The sequence below is a fragment of the Cellulomonas sp. genome (assembly GCF_015234515.1).
Taxonomy (GTDB): Bacteria; Actinomycetota; Actinomycetes; order Actinomycetales; family Cellulomonadaceae; genus Cellulomonas.
This window is the reverse complement of the sequence record NZ_JADGMY010000025.1, coordinates 1-16,315: the sequence shown is the minus strand read 5'-3', so window position 1 is coordinate 16,315 and position 16,315 is coordinate 1. Positions and strand designations below refer to the sequence as shown.

Below are 16,315 nucleotides of genomic sequence, written 5' to 3'. Positions count from 1 at the left end.
GATTCCGGCAACAACGCTTCACACTCTGGCTGCCGGCAGGCGGGACCGCCGCACCAGTGCGACGGCCTAGCGGTCACGGGCGTCCGCGCGTCCTCACAGCAGCTCGACGCGGTCCGCCTGCGGTCCGCGGTCGCTCTGCCGCACCTCGAAGCGGACGCGGTCGCCCTCGTACAGCGCCTCGCCGCCCCGCACCACGGACACGTGCACGAACAGGTCGTCGCCCCCCGCGTCGGGGGTGATGAAACCGAAGCCCCGGTCGGCGTCGTAGCGCGCGACCACGCCCTGGCCGCCGCGCGCGGGGGCGCCCGACGACCGCGGGCCGGCGGACGACCTCGGCCGCTCCGTGCGGCCGCGGGCCGGTCCGGCCGACGGACCCCGTCGCGCGGCACCACCGACGAGCCGCACGCCGCGGGCCTGCGGGCCCCGGTCGCTCTCGGCGACGCTGAACGTGATGCGGTCACCCTCGGCGAGCGCGGTGGCCCCGACCAGCTCCTTGGCGTGGACGAAGACGTCCTCGCCGCCGGTGTCGCGCGTGGCGAAGCCGAAGCCCTTGTCCGCGTCGTAGAAGGTGATGGTGCCGTCCGCACCGTCGGCCACCGCGGCGGCCGCCCCCGCCGGAGCGACCTGCGCGCCGAGCGGCAGCAGGTGCTCGGCCTGCGGACCCTTCTCCCCGGGGACGACCATGAAGGCGACGCGCTGGCCCTCGCGGACCACGCCCCCGCCGACGATGGCCGAGCTGTGCACGAAGATCTCGCCGTCGCCGCTGTCGGGGGTGATGAAGCCGTAGCCCTTGCCCGGCTCGTACCAGGAGACGGTGCCGAGCACGCCCAGGGGCGTGTCCGCGGCGTACTCGCCGGTGATCCGCACGCGGCGGGCCTGCGGGCCGCGGTCGCCCTCGCCGAGCTCGTACTCGACCTCCTGGCCCTCGCGGAGCACCTTGCGGTTGTCGTCGCCCACGATCTCGGACGCGTGGACGAACAGGTCGTCGGCGTCGTCCCCGAGGTTGAGGAAGCCGAACCCACGCTCGGCGTCGAACCAACGGACAGTGGCCTGGGGCACGGTGAACTCCTCGTCGAAGCAGTGGTGTTGCGGCGTCCATTGTCCCCCCGCCGCGAGGTGGATCGCGGTGCCCCGGGGGACGACGGACCGGCAGGCACGAGGACGGGGGTCGCACGTCCGGACGGACGTGCGACCCCCGTGGGTGCGGCGACGGAGCTACGTCAGGCCGCGCTGCAGGTCGCGCTGAGGTTGCTCGAGCTGCCGCTGCCGAGGAACCCGGCGGTGGCGGTCGCCCCCGGTGCGAGCGAGCCGTTCCACGAGGCCGCGGTGATCGTGCTGCCCGACGCCGTGCCGTTCCACGCCTGCGTGATGGTCGCGCCGGCGACCGTCACCTTCCAGCCGGTGATCGCGGCCGATCCCGCCTTCACCGTGACGCTGGCCTGGTAGCCGCCCTGCCAGGAGCTCTGCACCGACACCGTCGCCGTGCAGGCACCGGTGCCCGGGTCCGGAGCGGGCGTCGTGGGAGCCGGGGTCGTGGGAGCGGGGGTGGTCGGCGCAGGCGTCGTCGGCGCGGGCGTCGTCGGGGCAGGCGTGGTCGGCGCGGGCGTCGTCGGGTTCGGGCCCGGGTCGCCACCGCCACCGAACTGGACGTCGCTGCACTGGTAGTAGGGCTGGTCGAGGTGGCTCGCCTGCCAGATCGTGAAGACCACGTGGTGGCCCGTGCGGTCGCGCGGGACGCTCACGTCGGTGACGTACGGGCTCGACGGGGAGTAGCGGCCCGTCGTCTTGAGCAGCTCGAGGTCGGACCACGCGAGCGCCTTGGTCTTCGCGTCGTACCCCTGCTTGGTGACGTAGATCTTCAGGTAGTCCGCGCCGTGGTTGGACGGGTCGTGGACGGTGAGCCGGAAGTCGTACGGCTTGGCGGTCGTGCGCCAGGCGCCCGGCGTGTTCGCGGCGTCGTAGATCGGGTTGTCGGCGGAGCAGAGCTTGCCGTCGGGGAGCGCCTGCTCGTGCTGACCGCCCGCGCCCTCCTTGAACATGCCGTTCCAGTTCCACATGGCGTTCGGGTTGGCACGCCACGCGGCCCAGCACATCGGGTCCTGCGTCGCCATGGCGGGGTCGGTGTGGGCGCCCGACCAGCGGTCGTAGCACCCGTAGATGCGCGAGGGCGGGTCGGAGACGGCGCCGTGGGCCGATGCCGGCGCGGCGAGCAGGACGGAGCCCGCCAGCAGCGCGGCGCCGAGCGCGAGGGCACCGGCCGCCGCGACAGCGCGGCGGACGGGTGAGAAGGGTGACATGTCGACCTCCGGGACGAAGTGCAGAGCCGTAGGAGCACGATCGGCGGGGTGACGCGACCCGGCAACCGACGAAACGCTTGGGAGGTCGTCGTTAGGGTGTCGGGCGTGACGACGACGGCACGGCAGGTGGCGGAACGGATCGACGCGCACGTGGGGGTGGCGCCGCGCACGACGACCGTCGACGGCTTCCTGGCCGGCGACCCGGACACGGTCGTCCGGGGCGTCGCGGTGACGATCATGGCGACGTTCGACGTGCTGCAGCGCGCCGCGGCGCAGGGCCTGAACCTCGTCATCACGCACGAGCCGCTGTACTTCGACCACAGCGGCACGTCGGACGCGGTGCTCGCCGCCGAGGGCGACCCGGTGTACGCGGCGAAGGCGGCGTTCGTCGCCGAGCACGGGCTCGTCGTCCTGCACCAGCACGACGCCTGGCACGACCGTGAGCCGGACGGCATCCTGACCGGCACCGCACGGGCCCTCGGCTGGCTGGACGCGGAGCGGGCGGGCGACCCCGGCGTCTACGACCTGCCCGCCACGACCCTCGGCGAGCTCGCCGCGCACGTGGCGCGCTCCCTGGACGCCCGCGCGCTGCGCTACGTCGGCGACCCCGCCGCGCGCGTGCAGACCGTCGGCCTGCAGCCCGGCTTCCAGGGCTTCGAGTACAACCGCCACCTGCTCGCCCGGCCGGACGTCGACGCCATCGTCATCGGCGAGGGCCACGAGTGGGAGACGGGCGAGTACGCGGCCGACGCGGTCACTGCGGGTGTGTGCGCAGGTGTCGTCGTCGTGGGGCACACGCCGTCCGAGCAGGAGGGCATGGCCGAGTACGCCCGCTGGCTGACCGACGTCGTGCCCGAGGTCCCCGTCGAGCTCGTCGTCGCGGACGACCACTACCGCACCGTTACGCCCTAGCAAGGACCGCTCATGACGACGCTCCCCGGCCTGCGGCCCGAGCAGCAGGCGGCGGTCGGGCGGTGGTTCCCCGGCGCCACGCTCGTCACCGACCACAGCTGGGACCTGCCCGGACGGTCCGTGCTGCAGCTGCGCCACGAGGGACGCGACGTCGTCGTGAAGGCGGGGCGGCCGGACGACCACCACATGGCCCGCGAGACGTGGGCGCACCGTGAGGTCGTCGCGCCGCTGGCGGAGCAAGGGCTGGCACCTCGGCTGCTGCACGCCGACCCAGGGCTCCAGCTGCTCGCGACGGCCTTCCTGCCCGGCGTGCTCGTCGAGGGGACGCCCGCCGAGCACGAGCCGGACGTCTACCGGCAGGCGGGGCGCATCCTCGCCCTGCTGCACGCGGTGGGCACCCAGGAGCCCGGCGACCATGAGCAGCGCTCGGACGCACGGACCCTGGCGTGGCTGGACGGCGAGCACCGCATCGCCCCCGAGGTGGCCGAGCGCGTGCGCGCCGAGCTCGCGCACCCCGTGCCGCCGCGGCGGCTCGTCCCGACGCACGGCGACTGGCAGCCCCGCAACTGGCTCGTCGACGAGCACGGGCGGGTCTCCGTGATCGACTTCGGCCGGGCCGCCTGGCGTCCCGCTGCGAGCGACCTCGGACCGCTGCAGGCCCAGCAGTTCCGAGGCCGCCCGGACCTCGAGGCGGCCTTCCTCGACGGGTACGGCACGGACCCGCGCGAGCCACGGTCGTGGCGGCGGGACCAGCTGCGCCAGGCCGTCGGGACGGCGGCGTGGGCCTACCTGGTCGGCGACGAGGCGTTCGAGCAGCAGGGGCACCGGATGATCGCGGACGCGCTCGCGGGCCTTCCCTGAGCCTCCGGGTCACAGACCGACCGGGTGGACGACGCGACCGGCAGCGTGGTGACCCTCCGTGGAGGCCCGGGTGCGGGACGCGGCGCACCGTCGCAGGATGGCGGTGAGGAGAGGCGGCTGCCGACGGGACGGGAGTGATCATGCCCAAGACGACAAAGAGCGGGAAGCCGAAGCAGGACGAGCTGCCCGGCACGCTGCAGCGGTCGGACGCGAAGGCCCAGCGCACGTTCGCCAAGGCGCACGACGCGGCGGCCGAGGAGTACGACGACGCCGAGCGGGCCCACCGGGTCGCCTACTCGGCGCTCAAGCACACGCACGAAAAGGTCGGCGACCACTGGGAGCCGAAGGACGAGAACGGCCCCTCGGACCCCCAGGCCGAGGGCGGGCGCGGCACGTCGCGCAAGACGGCCGAGGGGGTCGACGCCAACGCCTCCAAGAGCCACCTGTACGACATCGCCAAGCGCCTGGACATCGCCGGTCGCTCGTCGATGGACAAGGCCGCGCTCGTCGAGGCGATCAAGAAGGAGAACCGCCGCCGCAGCCGGTGAGGTCACCCGTGACCGGGGCGCGTCACCAGCGGTGAGCGCAGGTGCGCCTCCAGGTCCGACGTGGTCAGGGGCACGGCGCTCCACGTCGCCACGGCCGACCCCGTTCCCGCGTCGACGACCACCCGGACGGTGTGCGGGGTGGCGACCACCCGCAGGTCGGCGACGAACGTGTCGGCCTGCCAGGCACCGGATGCCACCACCGGACGGCCCAGCGGTGCGCTCCGGCGCCACGCGCCGTGACCGACCTCGACGGCCAGCGGCCCGAGGTGCAGCGTCCAGCCGCCGTCCGCCGGGTGGACCACGATCGTGGTCCCGTCGGGCAGCACCGGGTCCTGCCCGGGGGCGTCGAGCCGCGCCTCGACGGAGCGTCCCGGCGTGGCCCCACCCGTGGCCGTCGGGAGCGACAGGTGCCGCAGCCGGTCCGCGAGCGCGTCGTCGTCCTGCGCGGTGCCCGGGGCGTCGAGACCCGGCAGCAGGCACTCCCACAGCGCGTCGAGCACCACCTGTCCCTCGCCCTCGGCCGTCACCGCGACGACGAGGTCGGACGACGGCACCACGACGCACAGCTGGCTGTAGGCGCCGGAGCCGTGGAAGCCGTGGCGGTTCAGCCACACCTGGTAGCCGTAGCCGCACGTGTAGTCCGTGTCGTGGGAGTCGTCGTCCTTGTACGGCACGCTGTCGACGTGCTTGCTGGTCGCCAGCGCGACCCACGCGGCCGGCAGGAGCTGCCGGTCCCCCCAGCGCCCACCGCGCAGCAGCAGCTCCCCGAAGGCCGCGACGGCCTCGGTCGTCAGGTGCAGGCCGTGGAAGCCGTACGCGGTGTCGCCACCCACCCGGTCCCACTCGGCGTGGTCGATGCCCATCGGCACCAGGAGCCGCTCGTCCAGCAGATCGGGCAGGGAGCGGCCCGTGACCCGCTCGACCATCCGCGCCAGGACGAACGTCGTCGCGTTGTCGTACGCGTGCCGCGTCCCCTCGGCCTCGACGAAGGGCACGCGCAGGAAGCCCCGCACCAGGTCGCGCTGCTCCAGGCGCCACGCCTCCTCGAGGCTGTCCGTGCCATGGCCCGTCGTCATGGTCAGCAGGTGCTGGACGGTGAGCCGGCGCGCCTGTTCGGGGGCGTCGGCCGGGACGTGGTCGGGCAGGACGTCGACCACGCGGTCGTCCAGGGAGAGCAGCCCGTCGGCGACGGCGAGCCCGACCGCCACGGCCGTGAACGTCTTCGTCAGCGAGTACAGCAGGTGCGGGCTCCCGGCCGAGTACGGCTCCCACCAGCCCTCGGCGAGGACGTGCCCGTGGCGGACGACCACGAGGGAGTGGCACTCGACGGACGACTCCTCCAGCCGGTCCAGCAGGGCGGCGACCGCGCGGGAGGACACCCCCGCGGCGGCGGGCGTGGAGCGGGGCAGCAGCGCGCGTCGCGAGAGCATCCGGGGAACGTAGCGCCCACCCCGGTCCGGCTGCGAGGGCAAAGGGCCGCTCCTACTGTCGAGGGAGCCGCGGCCCCGCGGCGCCGGCCCCGACGGAAGGACGCCCGATGAGGACCACCGAGATGCTGCAGACCTACCCCGCCACGATCCACCTGGACCGCGACCTGCTCGCGCGGGCCGTCGACGCGCTCGTCGCGTGCTCGCAGGCGTGCACGGCGTGCGCCGACGCGTGTCTCAGCGAGGACATGGTCGCCGACCTGCGCACGTGCATCCGGACCAACCTCGACTGCGCGGACAGCTGCGCGGTCACCGCCCGGATCCTGTCCCGGCACACCGGCTACGACGCCAACATCACGCGGTCCCAGCTCGAGGCCTGCATCGCCGCGTGCCGGGCGTGCGGCGACGAGTGCGAGCGGCACGCCGGCATGCACGAGCACTGCCGCGTCTGCGCGGAGGCGTGCCGGGCGTGCGAGGCCGCGTGCCGCGAGGTGCTCGCCGCGATCGCCTGACGGTCGGCGCCCGGGGTGCGCGCGACCCGAGGTGGCGTCAGCCGGCCAGGCCGGCGCGGATCTCCGCGAGGCGCAGCAGGAAGGCGTTCTCGTCGAGCTTCTTGCGCCGGAGCCACGTCGTGACCTCGACGTTGCACTTGCTCGCGTTGCACGACGCGCACGCGGGGACCACGTTGCCCACCGTGTACCGGCCTCCGCGCGAGATCGGCAGCACGCAGTCGCGCTGCAGCGGGCGACCGGTCGCGCCGCAGTAGGCGCAGCCGCCCCACGCGGCCTGCACGGCCTGCCACTGCGCGTCGGTCAGGTCGTTGTCGACCAGCCCGAGCCGACGCCTGCGACGCCGGGCGTAGCGGCCCTGCCGGGTGGAGGGGGTCACGGGCGACAGCGTAGGAGCGGTGCCCCCGACCTGCGGCGTGGCGCACCGGACGCGCGACGAGGCGTGCGCTCTCCCCGCCGACAGCCCACGATCACCCGGTGCGCCATCCGGGACGAACTGCCATGCTCCAGACATCCGCGGTTCCGGTGACTCGAAGGAGCGTCCCGTGCGCAGGTCCCGCCGCCCCACCCTCGCAGCCCTCCTCTCCCTCGTCGCGAGCGCGCTCGTCGCGGTCCTCGTCGTCGGTGCGCCCGCCGCCGGTGTGGCGCCGACGCCGGGCTCGACGCCGACGTGGCCGGGGCCCGTACCGACGCCGTGCCCGTCGCGGTCACCGGTCCCGGCGCCCGAGCCCACGTCCAGCGCGGCGCCGTTGCCCCTCTCGACGCCCGTGGCGTGCCTCCCGCTCGGCAGTTCGACGCTGGGCGGTCGGGTCACCGACGAGGGCGGCACGCCGGTGCAGGGGGTGACGGTCCGCGTGCGGAGCACCGTCACCGGTGAGGCGACGGCGGACACCGACGGCGACGGCTGGTGGGCGGTGGGCAGCCTTCCCGGCGGGTCGTACCGGGTGTCGTTCGACGCCTGGCAGCAGGGCTTCGTCTCCGAGTGGTGGGACGACGCCCCGGACTCCGTGACCGCGACGGTGGTGACGCTGGCCGAGGGCGAGTCGGTGCGCGACCTGCAGACGCGGCTGGCGCGCACGGCGACGCTGAGCGGGCGCGTCGTCGCGCCGGGCGGCACGGTGCCGACCGGGACCAGCGTCATGGTCGACGACGCGACCGCGAGCGGGACCCACGGGTACTCGCCCGTCGGGACCGACGGCACCTACCAGGTGGACGGGCTGGACCCCGGCTCGTACGTCGTCCGGGCCGTCCCGCCCGCCGGCACCTCCTGGGGTACCACCTACTACCCGGACGCGCGGGGGCCGGCGACGGCCACGCCGGTCACGGTGGCCGCGGGCCAGCGGCTCGACGGCCTCGACGTGACGCTGCAGACCAGCGTGGGCATCACGGGCACCGTCACCGTCCCGTCCGGTACCGACCCGTCCCAGGTGCGGGTCGTCGCGACGCCGCTGGACGACCCGCGGCTGTGGGTCCGCGCGGCCGGTGTCGCCGCCGACGGCACGTACCGCGTGGCCGACGTGTTCCCGGGGTCGTACACCGTGCGCGTCGAGGACGCAGGCGCGAACCCGTCGATCGCGACGCGGTACTACCCGGACTCGCCGACGGCCGACGCCGCACGGCCGGTCGTCGTCGTCGACGGGGCCGACACGACCGGCATCGACATCACCGTGGTGGCCGCCTCGCGCCTCACGGGTGTCGTCACGGGGGCGTCGGGACCCCTGCCGTGGGTCGAGGTCATGCTGGAGCCCGTCCGCGGGGGCGCCGGGGTCGGGCCCACGTTCACGGACGCGCAGGGCGCCTTCTCGTTCGCCGGGCTGTCCGCCGGCGAGTACCGGGTCCGGTTCACGGTGCCGACGGACGGACGCAACCGCACCCTGTACTTCCGCGCGCCGTCCGGCACGGTCGCGCAGGCGCGCGCCGCGAGCGTCGTGAAGGTCGGCAGCGGTGCGACGGTCGAGGTCCGGGCGAGGGTCCAGGGCCGCAGCTGACCCGCACCGCCCACTCTCCGGGACGACGCGCTCGCGAGACCGGGCCCGGCTCGATCATCCGACGTCGGGACGTCGCCAGGCCCGGTCTCGCAGCGGACCGGTCTCGGTGGGTGAGCGGGCCGGCGTCAGTACCGGTAGACCGTCTCCGCCCGGGGTACGCCGCGGGGCCCGTAGGGGGCCTTCTCGAGCCAGGCCGACGCCTCGGCGTCGGCGGGGGCGCGGTCGGCGGCCCCCCGGATCCGCGTGGCCGTCCGCTCGTCGGGGCGCAGGTGCGCGAGCGCCTCGCCGGCCGCGTCACGGTTGAACAGCGCGGCCGAGCGGCGTGCGAGGGCGAACGCCTCGACCGGCGTGCGTGCGGCGGCGCCCGTGGCCCGGGACGCCGCCGCGATGGCGATGGCGGCCGCCTCGGCGTCCGGCACCCCGGAGTTCAGCCCGCGCGCACCGAAGGGCGCGAAGAGGTGGGCGGCCTCCCCGACGAGCAGCACGCGGCGGTGCGGGTCCGCGAAGTCGTGCGCCACGAGCTGCAGGAACTGGTACGTCGACACCCAGGTAGTGCGCTCGCCGTAGCCGGGCGGCAGGACCGCGTCCAGCCACGCGCGCACGCCCGCGTCCGACGCGAGCGCGTCCGGGTCGTCGCCCGCGACGAGCTGCAGGTCGACCCGGTAGCCCCCGGCGAACGGCACGACCAGCACGTTGCGCCCGCCCACCGCGGGGTGCGCGTAGTGGAAGTGGCGCTCGTTCGGCAGGGTCGGCTCGTCCTTCTCGGCGACGTCGACGACGACGTACCAGCCCTCGTCGCGCGTGCCCTCCATACGCGCACCGACCTGCTTGCGCACCACCGACCGTGACCCGTCGGCACCGACGACGTACGACGCCTCCCAGCGGCGGCCTGCGACGGTGGTGAGCGTGACCGCGGCGTCGTCGGCGGCGACCTGCGCGATCTCCTGCGACCACGCGAACGTGACCCCGGCAGCCACGGCCCGCGCGTACAGGTACGCCTCGATCTGCACCTGCGGCAGGCTCGTGAAGTGCGGGTACACCCCGGCGGGCGGGTCCGGGTACGTCTTGGCGTAGACCTCCTTGCCGCCGTGGAACGTGCGCTGGGTGTTCCAGTAGACGCCGTGCCCATACAGCTCGGCACCGAGCCCGGGGCTGATCCGGTCGAGGATCTGCAGCGTCTGGCTGTGCGTGAAGATCGCGCGGCTGCCGGGCCGCTGCCGCCCCTCAGGCCCCGCCTCGAGCACGGTGACGGGGACGCCGTAGGCGCGCAGCGCGAGCGCGGCGGTCAGGCCGACGGGCCCGGCACCGACGACCACGACGTCGCCGTCGTTCGCGGTCGCGGACCGGGCGGCGACGGGGGGCGTGCTCACGTCGGACATGCGTCTCCTCTCGGGGCCGCGACGACGACGGCGTCGAGGACGACCGGCCCGTCGGCCGTGATGCGGACCGGGTTGAGGTCCAGCTCGGTGATGTCGGCGTGCTCGCAGACGACCTGCCCGACGGCCCGCAGCACCGCCGCGAGCGCCGGCACGTCGACCGGCGCGGCACCGCGGAACCCGGCCAGGACGGCCGGCGGCAACGCGCGGACCATCTCCTCGGAGCGGGCGACGGACAGCGGCGCGAGCCGCAGGACGGGCTCGCCGCCCAGCTCCGCGGCGACGCCGCCCGGGCCCAGCAGGACGACGGGGCCGAACGCGGCGTCCCGCACGGCCCCGACGATGAGCTCGGTGCCCGGTGCGGCCAGCTCCTCGAGCAGGTACCGGCGGGCGGGCCGGGCCGCACCCGGCTCCCCGGTCGTGTGGCGCTCCCGCCCCGTCCCGTCCGGGATCGCGTCGATCGCGTCGAGCGCACGGTCCAGCCCCCCACCGTCGCGGACCCCGACGTGCACGCCGCCGACGTCGGACTTGTGCAGGACCGCGGCGTCGAGCACCTTCACGACGACCGCCGCACCGTCGCGGCCGAGGTCCGCGAGCGCGGCGTGGGCCTGCGCCCGGTCGGCCGCGACGCGCCGCTGCGGTGTCCGGACGCCGAAGGACTCCAGCAGCGTCTTCCCCTCGTGCTCGTCCAGCGTGCGACCGACTCTCCGCGTGGCCGCGACGGGTGGGGCGTCGGCGACGGACCGCACGCGCGCGTCGGTGACCACCGCCGCGAGGCCCGTCGCGAGGTCGCCGGGGCTCCCGAGCACGGGGATGCCGACGTCGCCGAGGGCCCTCCGACGCTCGGCGAGCGCGTCCGCCGGGCCGCCGCTGGCGAACAGCACGCGTCCGGCGGCCGGGCCGAGCGCTGTGACAGGGTCCAGCGCGCCCGGCTCGTCGAGCGCGTAGACCCCGACGACGTCGATGCGCGGGTCCGCCACGACCGCACCCAGCACGTCACCGAACGTCGGCGACGGACGCCCGGTGTCCACCGGGTTGGCCTGGAAGGTGAGGGGCGGCAGCAGCTCGGCGATGCGCCGCTGCGTCGCGTCGGTGAGCCGCGGCAGCGCGATGCCCCGCGTGCCCAGCGCGTCCGCGACGACCAGCCCGGGCCCCGCCTGACCGGTGAGCAGCCCGACGCCCGCGCGGTCGCCGGCCGGCAGCCGGACCGCACGCAGCGCGACGAGCGCGGCGACCATCTCCTCGAGGCTGTCCACGACCACGGCACCGGCCTGCTGCAGCGCCGCGCGGGTCACCGCGTACGAGCCGGTCAGCGCACCGGTGTGCGACTGCGCGAACTCGGCCACGTCGGACCGGCCGACCTTGAACGCCACGACCGGCTTGCTGGCCGTCGCCCGACGCAGCGCGGCGACCAGCGCCGGACCGTCGGCGACGCCCTCGACGTGCAGCCCGACGGCCGTGGTCACCTCGTCGCGTGCGAGGTGGTCGAGCAGCTCGGGGAAGTCGACGTCGACGGCGTTGCCGAGCCCGACGCCGAGCCGCAGGCCGGTGCCCGCACGGGCGAGCAGGAACGCGAGCGCGAGGTTCACGCCGCCGGACTGCGCCACGACGCTCACGGTCCCCGGCGCGAGGTCCGCGACGGCAGGCATGAAGTTCGCGGTCGTCCGGTCGACCGGGTTCATGAACCCCGACGTGTTGGGCCCCAGGAGCCGGATGCCGGCCTCGCGTGCCACGCGCACGACGCGCTCCTGGAGGCGTGCACCGTCGGGGCCGGACTCCGCGAACCCGCCCGCGCACACCACGGCCGCGCGCACCCCGGCGTCGCGCGCGTCCTCGAGCGCACCGGGGACGGCGTCCGGCGGGACGACGAGCACCGCGAGGTCGACGTCCGACGCGTCCCGCAGGGTCGGCAGGGCGGTGCGCCCGAGCACCTCGCCGCCGCGCGGGTTGACCAGGTGCAGCGTCCCGGGGAACCGGCGCAGCGCCTGGACCATGGCGTGACCCGCCTTGCCCTCGCGCGCGGAGGCCCCGACCACGGCGATGCTCGCGGGGCGGAACATCGCGTCGAGCGGCGACCGCGCGTCCTGGTCGAGCGCCCCCGCGCGACCACGTGCGTCCTGCGAGCGCCCGCCGCGCGTCCCGGCGGCCGCGGTCGACGCGGCGCTCACCGGCGCCCCGGCCGGTCGGCGTACGGGATCGCACCCTCGTCGGTGACGCCGACGTCGAGGCGGCCGAGGCCCTCGATCTCGACGACCACGCGCTGATCGGCGGCGATCGGCCCGACACCCGCCGGGGTTCCGGTGGCGATCACGTCGCCGGGGTGCAGCGTCATGACGTGGCTCGTGTACGCGACGAGCTCGGCGACGCCGTAGATGAGGTCGGCCGTCGAGGCGTGCTGCCGGAGCTCGCCGTCCACCCAGCAGCGCAGCTCGAGCGCGCCGGGGTCGGGGACCTCGTCGGCCGTGGTCACCCAGGGGCCGAACGGCGTGAACGTGTCGAAGGACTTGCGGGTCGAGCGGTCCTCGCCGGACCGGACGGTGATGTCGAGGACCGGCGCGTACCCGAGGACGTGGTCGAGCGCGCGGTCGGCGGTGACCCTGCTCGCCGTGCGGCCGATGACGACGCCCAGCTCGCCCTCGTGGTCGGTGCGCACGTCGAGGTACGGCAGGCGGATACGCCCGGTCGGGCCTATCACCGACGAGCTCGCCTTGAGGAAGACCCCGTAGTCGGCGATGGTCCGCTGCTCGCCCATCTCGGCCTGGTGGTCGAGGTAGTTGACCGGCGCGCCGACGACCTTGCCCGGGCGCGCGACGGGCGCCGCGAGCCGGGCGAGGTCGGTCGGCTGCGACGGCAGCGCGTCGAGGTCGAGCCCCTGCAGGTCGGCGAGCGAGCCGCCGCGCTCGAGGAACGCCAGCAGCGGGCCGCCGGGGCCGGGGCGCAGCGCGAGGGCGTCGGTGAGGTCGACCGACCGGTCGTCCAGCACCGCGTGCAGGCGCCCGTCCAGGGTGCTGGCCAACTTCATCGTCAGTGGCTCCCGGCTCGCTCGAATGTGACACGACTATCTGCGGACGACGTAAGATATGTCAAGCATCGTCGCGGGCTGCGGCGACCGGCAGGGAGGGGACCCGCTGTGGCACGGACGAGCGAGGACGGCCCGAGCACGCCGCGCACGCGCGCGGGGTCGCCCCCGAGCCTCCTGCTGACGCTGCTCGGCGACTACTGGTGGGGCCAGACCGACCCGCTGCCCTCGGCGGCGCTCGTCGACCTGCTCGCCGACTTCGGCGTCAGCGACGTCGCCGCGCGGGCGGCCCTCAGCCGCATGGTCAAGCACGGCCTCCTGGTCTCGGCCCGCAGCGGGCGCAACACGTTCTACTCGCTGACCCCCCGCGCCCAGGCGATCATGCGCACCGGCGCCGAGCGCATCGTCGACTTCGGCGCCGGGGACGGCGCCGACTGGGACGGGCGCTGGAGCCTCGTGGCGTTCTCGGTGCCGGAGGCGAACCGCTCGGCGCGCGAGGCCCTGCGCACGCGGCTGCGCTGGCTCGGGTTCGCGCCGCTGTACGACGCCCTGTGGATCTCCCCGCACGCGCGTCACGACGAGGCGCTCGCGGAGCTCGGCGACCTCGGCGTCACGCGTGCGACGGCCTTCGTCGCGGCCTGCCCGCCACTGCCCGACGCGGCCCTGGCACCCGAGAGCGCGTGGGACCTGGACGGCCTGGCCGAGCTCTACCGCGCCTTCGTCGCCACCTGGGAGCCGACCCACGCCGCGCTGAACAAGGGCGCCATCTCCCCCGTCGAGGCGCTCGTCAAGCGCACCGAGCTCATGGACGCCTGGCGCGCGTTCCCCGGCGTGGACCCGGACCTGCCGCGTCGGCTGCTGCCCGCGGACTGGCCGCGGGACCGCGCGCGCGACCTGTTCCTCGACACGTACGAGCAGCTCGGCGCCCCCGCCTCGGTGCGGGTGCGGCAGGTCATCAGCGGCTACGCCCCCGAGCTCGCCGACCGGGTCGTCCAGTTCTCGGTCGTCGCGGACCCGCCGGGCCCGCGCCCCGTCCCCGTCACGTCGTCGGCTCGAGCGGCGGCAGGGTGATCCCGCTGGGCTGCACGTGCGGCGCGAACGTGCTCCCCCACGCCTCCCCGACGGCCTGCGCGCTCCACCCGCCCTCCCGGTAGGTGACGGCGAGCTCCTGCGGGACCGAGTAGAGGGACAGCTTGTCCCCGCCGATCCCGATGGCCTGCCCCGTGACGCCCGCGGCCGCCTCCGACGCCAGCCACACCACGAGCGGCGCGACGTCCTCGGGGCCGCCCAGCGCGTGCTCCTGGCGCACGGTCCGCGGCAGCGGCTCTCCCCGGTCGTAGGCCGCGGCGACCTCCGCGTAGACCGGGATGGTCGCGGTCATCGCGGTGATCGCGGTCGGCACGACGGCGTTGACGGTGATCCCGGCCCGCGCCAGCTCGAGCGACCAGGTCCGGGCCATCGCGACGATCCCCGCCTTCGCCGCCGCGTAGCTGGTCTGGCCGAAGTTGCCGTGCTGCCCGGCGGGCGAGCCGACGAGCACGATCCGCCCGCCCTCGCCGCGCTCGCGCATGTGGACGGCGGCGGCGCGCGCGCAGGTGAACGTACCCCGCAGGTGCGTGTCGACGACCAGGTCGAAGTCCTCGTCGGCCGTCTTCCACAGCACGCGGTCGCGCAGCACGCCGGCGTTGGTGACGAGCACGTCGAGGCGCCCGAAGGCCTCGACGGCCGCGGCGACGAGCCGGTCCGCGGTCGCCGTGGGCCCCACGGGGGCGACGACGGCGACGGCCGCGCCGCCGTCGGCGACGATCGCGTCGACGGTCGCCTGCGCGGCCTCGGCGTCGACGTCGTTGACCACCACACCGGCGCCCGCGGCGGCCAGCGCCCGCGCGTACGCCCGGCCGAGCCCTCGCCCGCTGCCGGTGACGACGGCACCCTTGCCCGTCAGGTCGGTGCCCGCGCTCACGCCCCCGCTCACGAGTAGTACCGCACGATCATCACGGCGACGGCCGCCGGCTTGGCCAGCCCCTCGGCCTCGAAGGTGTTCTCGAAGACGGCCTGGTACCCGCCCGCCACCTCGGTGACGGCGGACAACGTCGACGTCACGCGGATGCGCGACCCGACCCGCACGGGCGCCGGGAACCGCAGCCGGTCGAGCCCGTAGTTGACCCCGGTCCCCACCCCGGTCACCTCGACGACCTCCGCCATGAGCGGCACCACGAGCGCGAGCGTGAGATAGCCGTGCACGATCGTCCCGCCGAACGGCGTGCCCGCCGCGTACTCGGGGTCCAGGTGGATGGGGTTGTGGTCGCCGGTCAGGTCGGCGAACCGGTCGACCTGCTCCTGGGTGATGGTGCGCCACGACGACGGGCCGAACGTCGTGCCGACGAGGGACGGCAGGTCGGCCAGCGCGACCGTGGTCCGGGTCGGGCCCGACGTGCCGGGTGCGGTGGTGGTCGCGGCTGCGGGTTCGGTCATGAGGTGTGCTCCGTCGGTCGTCGGGTCGGGTCGGTGGTCGGCGTCGGTCACCCGGCGCCGTCGGTTCTGGGCGGCGCGGTCACCCGTCGACGCGCACGACGACGGCCCCGGCGGAGTCGCCCGCGGCGCAGCCGGTGAACAGGCCGGTCCCCCCGCCCCGGGCGTGCAGCGCGTGGATCAGCTCGGTGACGGCGCGGGCGCCGGTCGGGCCCTGCGGGTGGCCGTAGACCAGCGACGACCCGTACGGGTTCATGCGCTCGAGCGGGAAGCCGGTCTGCGCGGCGAACCACAGGTCGTTGACGGCGAACGGGTTGTGCGTCGTCACGACGTCGACGTCCCCGATCCCGAGCCCCGCGTCCGCGAGCGCACGCCGAGCCGCGGGGACCGGCGCCTTCGGCATGTACGCCGGCTCCGCGCGGGCGAACCCGGTGGCGAGGACCTGCGCGGTGACCCCGTCGCGGCCCAGCTCCCGCGCGCGGTCGGCGCTCGCGACGACGACCCCGGCGCAGCCGTCGGCGGGATGCGTCTGCGCGCCGTACGTCACGACGCCGTCGGGCGTCACGGGCCGCAGCCGGGCCAGCCCCTCGGCCGTCGTCGGGAAGACGCCGTGGTCCTCGGTCACCCACTGCTCGCCGCGGCGCGTCGGGATGCGCACCGGCACCATGTAGGCGCGCTGGATCGCACGGTCGTCGGCCAGCGCGGTGCGGTACTGCTCGTGGCGCAGCAGCGCGACCTCGTCGACCTGCTCGCGCGTGTAGCCCGCGGCACGGGCGGTGTTCTCGGCCGTGTCGTTCATGCTCTGCCCGGTGGTCGGGTCGAGCTTCATCGGGTCCAGCACCCAGTGCTCGCTGGTGGGCGCGCCACCGGGGCTCGCCCCGCTGCTCCAGAGCATGAGCGGGCCGT

The 16,315-nt window shown here is 75.4% G+C and carries 16 protein-coding genes; 6 read left to right on the top strand and 10 right to left on the bottom strand.

What is annotated here, in order from left to right:
- Nucleotides 1-93 precede the first annotated feature (93 nt).
- Nucleotides 94-1,059: a cold shock domain-containing protein gene (locus IR158_RS12230; RefSeq protein ID WP_291813402.1), complete on the bottom strand. Its 966-nt coding sequence runs from the start codon at nt 1,057-1,059 to the stop codon at nt 94-96.
- A 161-nt stretch (nt 1,060-1,220) separates the two neighbouring features.
- Nucleotides 1,221-2,297: a lytic polysaccharide monooxygenase gene (locus tag IR158_RS12225; protein WP_291813400.1), complete on the bottom strand. Its 1,077-nt coding sequence runs from the start codon at nt 2,295-2,297 to the stop codon at nt 1,221-1,223.
- A 105-nt stretch (nt 2,298-2,402) separates the two neighbouring features.
- On the opposite strand from IR158_RS12225, the gene IR158_RS12220 reads away from it, so the two are divergent.
- From IR158_RS12220 to IR158_RS12210, 3 genes are all read left to right on the top strand, one after another.
- On the top strand, nt 2,403-3,209 hold the full coding sequence (locus tag IR158_RS12220) for a Nif3-like dinuclear metal center hexameric protein (RefSeq protein WP_291813399.1): 807 nt from the start codon (nt 2,403-2,405) through the stop codon (nt 3,207-3,209).
- 12 nt (nt 3,210-3,221) lie between these two features.
- Nucleotides 3,222-4,070 carry an aminoglycoside phosphotransferase family protein gene (locus IR158_RS12215; RefSeq protein WP_291813397.1) on the top strand — a complete coding sequence of 283 codons (849 nt, stop codon included), beginning with the start codon at nt 3,222-3,224 and terminating at the stop codon, nt 4,068-4,070.
- Nucleotides 4,071-4,210: 140 nt separating this feature from the next.
- Nucleotides 4,211-4,618, top strand: coding sequence for a ChaB family protein (locus IR158_RS12210; RefSeq protein WP_291813395.1), 408 nt, complete (start codon nt 4,211-4,213; stop codon nt 4,616-4,618).
- Nucleotides 4,619-4,620: 2 nt separating this feature from the next.
- Here the strand turns inward: IR158_RS12210 and IR158_RS12205 are convergent, their stop codons facing one another.
- Nucleotides 4,621-6,048, bottom strand: a complete 1,428-nt coding sequence (locus tag IR158_RS12205) for a serine hydrolase (RefSeq protein WP_291813393.1) — start codon at nt 6,046-6,048, stop codon at nt 4,621-4,623.
- Nucleotides 6,049-6,155: 107 nt separating this feature from the next.
- On the opposite strand from IR158_RS12205, the gene IR158_RS12200 reads away from it, so the two are divergent.
- Entirely contained in the window at nt 6,156-6,557 is a 402-nt protein-coding gene (locus IR158_RS12200) for a four-helix bundle copper-binding protein (protein ID WP_291813391.1), read from the top strand.
- Between the two features lie 37 nt (nt 6,558-6,594).
- On the opposite strand, the gene IR158_RS12195 is transcribed toward IR158_RS12200, so the two are convergent.
- A complete protein-coding gene (locus IR158_RS12195) occupies nt 6,595-6,933 on the bottom strand; it encodes an HNH endonuclease signature motif containing protein (RefSeq protein ID WP_291813389.1) in 339 nt (112 codons plus the stop codon).
- 166 nt (nt 6,934-7,099) lie between these two features.
- Between IR158_RS12195 and IR158_RS12190 the strand changes: the two genes are divergently transcribed.
- Nucleotides 7,100-8,542, top strand: coding sequence for a collagen binding domain-containing protein (locus IR158_RS12190; protein ID WP_291813387.1), 1,443 nt, complete (start codon nt 7,100-7,102; stop codon nt 8,540-8,542).
- A 125-nt stretch (nt 8,543-8,667) separates the two neighbouring features.
- On the opposite strand, the gene IR158_RS12185 is transcribed toward IR158_RS12190, so the two are convergent.
- Genes IR158_RS12185 through IR158_RS12175 form a run of 3 tightly spaced genes read right to left on the bottom strand, consistent with a single transcriptional unit; the run spans nt 8,668 to nt 12,940 of the window.
- Nucleotides 8,668-9,921: an FAD-dependent oxidoreductase gene (locus tag IR158_RS12185; RefSeq protein ID WP_291813385.1), complete on the bottom strand. Its 1,254-nt coding sequence runs from the start codon at nt 9,919-9,921 to the stop codon at nt 8,668-8,670.
- Nucleotides 9,909-12,086: an acetate--CoA ligase family protein gene (locus IR158_RS12180; protein ID WP_291813383.1), complete on the bottom strand. Its 2,178-nt coding sequence runs from the start codon at nt 12,084-12,086 to the stop codon at nt 9,909-9,911. The genes IR158_RS12185 and IR158_RS12180 overlap by 13 nt, the downstream gene beginning before the upstream one ends.
- A complete protein-coding gene (locus IR158_RS12175; protein ID WP_291813381.1) occupies nt 12,083-12,940 on the bottom strand; it encodes a fumarylacetoacetate hydrolase family protein in 858 nt (285 codons plus the stop codon). The genes IR158_RS12180 and IR158_RS12175 overlap by 4 nt, the downstream gene beginning before the upstream one ends.
- A gap of 108 nt (nt 12,941-13,048) precedes the next feature.
- On the opposite strand from IR158_RS12175, the gene IR158_RS12170 reads away from it, so the two are divergent.
- Complete coding sequence (locus IR158_RS12170; protein WP_291813379.1) at nt 13,049-14,008, top strand: PaaX family transcriptional regulator C-terminal domain-containing protein; 960 nt, start codon at nt 13,049-13,051, stop codon at nt 14,006-14,008.
- Here the strand turns inward: IR158_RS12170 and IR158_RS12165 are convergent.
- The 3 genes from IR158_RS12165 to IR158_RS12155 form a co-directional block, all read right to left on the bottom strand.
- The gene (locus IR158_RS12165; RefSeq protein WP_291813378.1) at nt 13,977-14,900 is read right to left on the bottom strand and encodes an SDR family NAD(P)-dependent oxidoreductase; all 924 of its coding nucleotides are present in this window, start codon (nt 14,898-14,900) and stop codon (nt 13,977-13,979) included. The genes IR158_RS12170 and IR158_RS12165 overlap by 32 nt on opposite strands.
- Before the next feature lie 8 nt (nt 14,901-14,908).
- Nucleotides 14,909-15,412, bottom strand: coding sequence for a MaoC family dehydratase (locus IR158_RS12160; protein WP_291813376.1), 504 nt, complete (start codon nt 15,410-15,412; stop codon nt 14,909-14,911).
- A 79-nt stretch (nt 15,413-15,491) separates the two neighbouring features.
- Nucleotides 15,492-16,315: thiolase family protein (locus tag IR158_RS12155; protein WP_291813374.1), on the bottom strand; the 824-nt coding region annotated here is incomplete at its 5' end.

Coding starts and splice junctions, on each gene's coding strand:
- IR158_RS12210 (WP_291813395.1), top strand. CDS start 4,211: ATGCCCAAGACGACAAAGAGCGGGAAGCCGAAGCAGGACGAGCTGCCC.
- IR158_RS12175 (WP_291813381.1), bottom strand. CDS start 12,940: ATGAAGTTGGCCAGCACCCTGGACGGGCGCCTGCACGCGGTGCTGGAC.
- IR158_RS12225 (WP_291813400.1), bottom strand. CDS start 2,297: ATGTCACCCTTCTCACCCGTCCGCCGCGCTGTCGCGGCGGCCGGTGCC.
- IR158_RS12185 (WP_291813385.1), bottom strand. CDS start 9,921: ATGTCCGACGTGAGCACGCCCCCCGTCGCCGCCCGGTCCGCGACCGCG.
- IR158_RS12200 (WP_291813391.1), top strand. CDS start 6,156: ATGAGGACCACCGAGATGCTGCAGACCTACCCCGCCACGATCCACCTG.
- IR158_RS12160 (WP_291813376.1), bottom strand. CDS start 15,412: ATGACCGAACCCGCAGCCGCGACCACCACCGCACCCGGCACGTCGGGC.
- IR158_RS12215 (WP_291813397.1), top strand. CDS start 3,222: ATGACGACGCTCCCCGGCCTGCGGCCCGAGCAGCAGGCGGCGGTCGGG.
- IR158_RS12205 (WP_291813393.1), bottom strand. CDS start 6,048: ATGCTCTCGCGACGCGCGCTGCTGCCCCGCTCCACGCCCGCCGCCGCG.